5 protein-coding genes are annotated in these 5,422 nt (G+C 70.6%); all 5 read left to right on the top strand.

Annotation, left to right across the window (positions count from 1 at the left end):
* Positions 1 to 138 precede the first annotated feature (138 nt).
* On the top strand, positions 139 to 1,059 hold the full coding sequence (locus AC1RSK_RS23845; protein ID WP_492910189.1) for an AEC family transporter: 921 nt from the start codon (positions 139 to 141) through the stop codon (positions 1,057 to 1,059).
* Between the two features lie 11 nt (positions 1,060 to 1,070).
* Positions 1,071 to 2,048: an aspartate carbamoyltransferase catalytic subunit gene (locus AC1RSK_RS23840; protein WP_492910188.1), complete on the top strand. Its 978-nt coding sequence runs from the start codon at positions 1,071 to 1,073 to the stop codon at positions 2,046 to 2,048.
* Positions 2,048 to 3,349: a dihydroorotase gene (gene pyrC, locus AC1RSK_RS23835; RefSeq protein WP_492910186.1), complete on the top strand. Its 1,302-nt coding sequence runs from the start codon at positions 2,048 to 2,050 to the stop codon at positions 3,347 to 3,349. The genes AC1RSK_RS23840 and pyrC overlap by 1 nt, the downstream gene beginning before the upstream one ends.
* A 228-nt stretch (positions 3,350 to 3,577) precedes the next feature.
* Entirely contained in the window at positions 3,578 to 4,258 is a 681-nt protein-coding gene (plsY, locus tag AC1RSK_RS23830; RefSeq protein WP_492910185.1) for a glycerol-3-phosphate 1-O-acyltransferase PlsY, read from the top strand.
* A gap of 9 nt (positions 4,259 to 4,267) precedes the next feature.
* On the top strand, positions 4,268 to 5,350 hold the full coding sequence (gene dprA, locus AC1RSK_RS23825; protein WP_492910184.1) for a DNA-processing protein DprA: 1,083 nt from the start codon (positions 4,268 to 4,270) through the stop codon (positions 5,348 to 5,350).
* The last annotated feature ends 72 nt before the right edge of the window (positions 5,351 to 5,422 follow it).

The following is a 5,422-nucleotide window of genomic DNA, read 5'->3' as shown; positions in this document are numbered from 1 at the left end:
ACCACCCTCAACGCCATGCTCAGAGACAACAAGCCCTGGACACAGCTCACCGCCTAACCAAACACAGTTGCTCATCCCTCGGCTTCGCCGCCACCTTCTCCCGACGAGCGGGAGAAGGAATCCGTGTAGGCGTTGCCCATGAGCGCAATCCTCCTCGGCGTCCTGCCTGTCTTCGCCATGATCGCCCTGGGCTGGGGCCTCAAGGCCAGCAAGTTCATTCCCGAGGAGCACTGGCCCGCCATCGAGCGGATCACCTACTTCGTCTTCTACCCGGGATTCCTGATGCCCGCCGTCTGGAAGGCCGACTTCTCGGTCCTCGCGGCCGGCCCGCTGGCCATCGGCACGATGGGCGGCATCGCCATCGTCGCCATCGCCGTCCTGCTGGCCAAGCCGCTGCTCAAGCTCTCGGACGCCGCCTACACCTCGGTCTTCCAGGGCAGCCTGCGCTGGAACGCCTTCGTCTTCCTGCCGCTGGTCGCCGTGGTCTACGGCCCGGTGGGCGCCAGTCTCGGCGCCATGATCCTCGGCGCCCTGATCCCGGCCATCAACATCATCTGCGTCCTGGTCATGAGCCGCTGGGGCGAGGGCCAGGGCGGCGGCGTCAAGGCCGCCCTCAAGGGCCTGGCCCAGAACCCGGTGCTCTGGGGCTGCGGCGTCGGGGCGCTGTTCAACATCCTCCACGTGCCGAAAATCCCAGTGATGATGAGCACCCTGGACCTGCTGTCCCAGGCCGCCTTCGCGCTCGGCCTGCTGGTCGCCGGGGCCGGGCTCAACTTCGCCTACGTCCGCCGCCGCCAGCTGCTGATCGCCTGCGTCAGCGCCGTGAAGATCCTCGTCCTGCCGGTCCTGATGTGGGGCCTGACCCGCCTGGCCGGCGGCGACGAGACCGCCCAGGGCATCGCCCTCCTCGCCGGCTCGGCCCCCGGCGCCGCCGCCTCCTACGTCCTGGCCCGCCAGATGGGCGGCGACGCGCCGCTGATGGCCGGCATCGTCGCCCTGACCACGGCCGCCAGCCTGCTGACGATTCCCGCCCTTCTCATTATCTTCCACCTGCCGTAAGAGGGCGGCCCATGACGGCGAGCGCCCCGGGAATCGACGACCTCCGAAGCAGGACCTTCCCCTTCCCGTTCCGCCATTTCCTGTCGGCGGGCGATCTCAACATCGTCCAGGTCGGCGAACTGCTCGACCTCGCCGACCACTTCGTCGATTTCAATCACCGCGCCTCCAAGAAGCTCGACCTCCTCAAGGGCCGGACGGTGATGAACCTGTTCTTCGAGCCCTCGACCCGCACCCAGTCCAGCTTCGAGATCGCCGCCAAGCGCCTCGGCGCCGACACCGTCAACATGAGCCCGCGCTCCTCGTCGATGACCAAGGGCGAGACCCTGATCGACACCGCTGTCACCCTGAACGCCATGCAGCCGGACATCCTCATCGTCCGCCATGGCAGCAGCGGCGCCGCCGCCCTGCTGGCCCAGAAGGTCGGTTGCAGCGTCGTCAACGCCGGCGACGGCCAGCACGAACACCCGACGCAGGCTCTGCTCGACGCGCTTGCCATGCGCCGGGCCTTCGGCGACGTGAACGGCCTCACCGTCGCCATCTGCGGCGACGTCGCCCACAGCCGGGTGGCCCGCTCCAACGTCGCCATGCTCAGCGTCCTGGGGGCCCAGGTCCGTCTGGTCGGCCCGCCGACCCTGATCCCGGCCGGGGCCGAACATTGGGGCGTCGAGATTCATCACGATATGAAGACCGGCCTGAAGGGCGTCGATGTGGTGATGATGCTGCGCCTGCAGCTGGAGCGGATGCAGGGCGCCCTGGTGCCCTCGACCCGTGAGTACTTCCGCTTCTACGGCCTTGATCGCGAACGGCTTTCCTACGCCGCCAGCGGCGCCAAGGTGATGCATCCCGGCCCCATGAACCGCGGCGTCGAGATCGACAGCGACGTCGCCGACGACCCGGCCGTCAGCCTGATCCAGAACCAGGTCGAGATGGGCGTCGCCGCCCGCATGGCGGTGCTGGCCAGCCTCGCCCACCGGCTGGACAACGCCTGATGGCCCGCCCACAACCCACCGCCTTCCAGAACGCCCGTCTGGTCGATCCCGAGAGCCGCTACGATGGCCCCGGCTCCCTGATCGTCTCCGAAGGCGTCATCGCCGACGTCGCCAAGGGCCGTGAATTCAAGGACCTGTCGGGCGATGTTCGCGTCATCGACTGCGAAGGCGCCATGCTCTCGCCCGGCCTCATCGACCTGCGGGTCAAGACCGGCGAACCCGGGGCCGAGCCCAAAGAGACGTTGAAGTCCGCCGCCCAGGCCGCCGCCGCCGGCGGCGTCACCTCGATGGTCGTGCAGCCGGACACCGACCCGGCCATCGACGATCCCTCGATGGTCGACTTCATCCTGCGCCGGGCCCGCGACATCGAGCTGGTCAACGTCTACCCGGCCGGCGCGGCGACCAAGGGCCTCAAGGGCCAGCAGCTGGCCGAGATCGGCCTGATGCGAGACGCCGGCTGCGTCTACATCACCGACGCCGACCATTCGATCGTCGATTCAAGGGTCTTCCGTCGCATCCTGGCCTACGCCAAGGCCTTCGGCATGCTGGTCGCCCACCGCCCGGCCGACCCCTGGCTGACCGACGGCGCCGCCGCCACCGAGGGCGACTTCGCCGCCCGTCTGGGCATCCCCGCCGCCCCGGCCGCCGCCGAAACCATCATGCTGGAGCGCGATCTCGCCCTGGCCGAACTGACCGGCGCCCGGCTGCTGGTCGACCAGGTCACCTGCGCCGCCAGCCTGGCCGCCCTCAAGCGCGCCAAGGACCGGGGAGTGAAGGTCCACGCCACCGTCTCGATCAACCACCTCAGCTTCAACGAGCTGGACATCGGCGACTACCGCACCTTCGCCAAGCTCGACCCGCCCCTGCGCGGCGAGGATGATCGCCAAGCCCTGATCGACGCCCTGGCCGACGGCCTGATCGACGTCGTCGTTTCGGCCCACGCCCCGGCCCCCGCCGAGGACAAACGCCTGCCCTACGCCGAGGCCGCGCCCGGCTCGGTTGGGCTGGAGACCCTGCTGCCGGCCCTGCTCGCCTTCCACCACGACGAGCGCGTGCCCCTGGTCGACCTGATCCGGGCCGTCACCCTGGCCCCGGCCCAGCTGCTGAACCTGCATGCCGGTCGCCTCGCGCCTGGCGCCCCCGCCGACCTCGTCCTCTGCGACCTCGGCGCCCCCATCCTCGTCGACGCCGACAGGCTGCGCTCCAAGTCGAAGAACTCCGCCTTCGACGGGCGGAGGCTGCAGGGGCAGGTGCTGATGACCCTGGTGGATGGCAGGACGGTCTACCGCACCGCCGACTAGGTCACGCAACTATAGAAACTACCGCTCATCCCGGCGAATGCCGGGACCCAGATTCAGCCGCGTTGTTGGCAGTTCCATCCTGAATGGCCGGAGCTCAGGCGGCTGGGTCCCGGCATTCGCCGGGATGAGCGGTAGGGTTGGGAAATCAGGGCGCGTTTTGCCTTGCCCCCTTCCCCCTTGCCGATCAACCCATGGCGCGGCATCGTCCCCCTCTCGGGAGGAACAAACATGGAATCCTTGGCCGGCGCCGCCGTCCTCACGCTCGGGCTGGTCGCCGTTGGCGGCTACCTGCTGGGCTCGATCCCCTTCGGGCTGCTCAGCGCCCGCATGGCCGGCATCGACATCCGCACCGTCGGCTCGGGCAACATCGGCGCGACCAACGTGCTGCGCACCGGCCGCAAGGACCTGGCCGCCCTCACCCTGATCGGCGACTCCGGCAAGGGCGCCCTGGCCGTGGGCCTGGTCTACGCCTTCGCCCGCTGGCAGCAGATGGGCGACCAGACCGCCTACCTGCTGATGGCCATCGCCGCCGGCGCCGCCTTCACCGGCCACCTCTTCCCGGTCTGGCTGAAGTTCAAGGGCGGCAAGGGCGTGGCCACCTTCTTCGGCACCATGTTCGCCATCGCCTGGCCCGTCGGCCTGCTGGCCGGCATCACCTGGCTGCTGATGGCCTTCCTGTTCCGCATGTCCTCCCTGGCCGCCCTGACCGCCGTCGCCCTGGCCCCCTTCTTCGCCCTGGCCACCGAACAGCCCTACCCCGTGGTGGTGCTGGCGGTGTTCATGGCCGTGCTGGTCTTCATCCGCCACCGCGACAACATCGGCCGCCTGCTCAAGGGTCAGGAGCCGAAGATCGGCGGCAAGAAGGACCAGCCCCCGCCGGCCGACGGAACGTCGGACGTCCAGACCTAGACTCCCTTGATGACGGACGAGGAGCGCCTTGCCTGGCTGCGCCTGGCGCGGACCGAACAGGTCGGCCCGGTCACCTTTGAAAACCTGGTCGGCCGCTATGGCTCGGCCGGCGCGGTGCTCGACGTCCTGCCCGACCTCACGCGGCGCGGCGGTCGCGCCGAGCCCTTGCGCATCCCCAGCCGAGACGACGCTCGTCGCGAGCTGGACGCCGGCCTGCGCATCGGTGCGACCCTGCTCTGCGCCTGCGAGCCCACCTTTCCCCATCTGCTCGCCGCCCTCGATCCACCGCCGCCGCTGATCTGGGTGCTCGGCGACCTCGCCATCGCCGGCCGTCCGACCGCCGCCATCGTCGGCGCCCGCATCGCCTCGGCCGGCGGCCAGAAGTTCGCCCGCGGTCTCGCCGCCCAGCTGGGCGAAGCCGGCGTCACCGTCGTCTCCGGCCTAGCCCGCGGCATCGACGGCGCGGCCCACCTGGGCGCCCTGCCGACCGGGACCGTCGCCGTCCTCGGCGGCGGCCCCGACGACATCTACCCGCCCGAGCACCGCGACCTCCACCGCCAGATCGCCGAGCGCGGGGCCATCGTCTCCGAGAGCCCGCCTGGCTACCGCGCCCAGGCCCGCGACTTCCCCCGCCGCAACCGCATCATCTCCGGCCTGTCGCTGGCCGTGGTCGTGGTCGAGGCCGAACTGCGCTCCGGCTCGCTGATCACCGCCCGGCTGGCCAATGAGCAGGGCCGCGAGGTCCTCGCCGTCCCCGGCTCGCCGCTTGATCCCCGCGCCCGGGGCACCAACGACCTGCTCCGCCAGGGCGCCCAGATGTGCGAGACCGCCGACGACGTCCTGAACGCCATCCGCGAGATGTCCCTGCGCGAGCGCGATCCGCCACCCTGGAGGGGCCCCGCCGCCAGCGATCGCGAGATCGACGCGGTCCGCGAACGCCTGGCGCAGCTGCTGTCACCGACCCCCGTCTCCCGCGACGAGCTGGTCCGCGCCACCGGCGCGCCGGTCCCCGTGGTGCTGGCCGCCCTGACCGAACTGGCCCTGGCCGGCCGCGCCGAACTGCTGCCCGGCGGGTTCGTCACGCAAGGCTAGTTCCTCCCCCTTCGGGGGAGGGGGACCACGCGCAGCGTGGTGGAGGGGGTCCCCGCCGGCGGGGGGCCCCCC

Source organism: Caulobacter sp. GW821-FHT11A05 (assembly GCF_058809015.1).
This window is presented reverse-complemented; position numbering and strand designations above follow the sequence as displayed.

Excerpts from the sequence above, each read along its gene's own strand:
- AC1RSK_RS23845 (WP_492910189.1), top strand. The coding sequence starts at position 139 with ATGAGCGCAATCCTCCTCGGCGTCCTGCCTGTCTTCGCCATGATCGCC.
- AC1RSK_RS23840 (WP_492910188.1), top strand. The coding sequence starts at position 1,071 with ATGACGGCGAGCGCCCCGGGAATCGACGACCTCCGAAGCAGGACCTTC.
- dprA (WP_492910184.1), top strand. The coding sequence starts at position 4,268 with ATGACGGACGAGGAGCGCCTTGCCTGGCTGCGCCTGGCGCGGACCGAA.
- plsY (WP_492910185.1), top strand. The coding sequence starts at position 3,578 with ATGGAATCCTTGGCCGGCGCCGCCGTCCTCACGCTCGGGCTGGTCGCC.
- pyrC (WP_492910186.1), top strand. The coding sequence starts at position 2,048 with ATGGCCCGCCCACAACCCACCGCCTTCCAGAACGCCCGTCTGGTCGAT.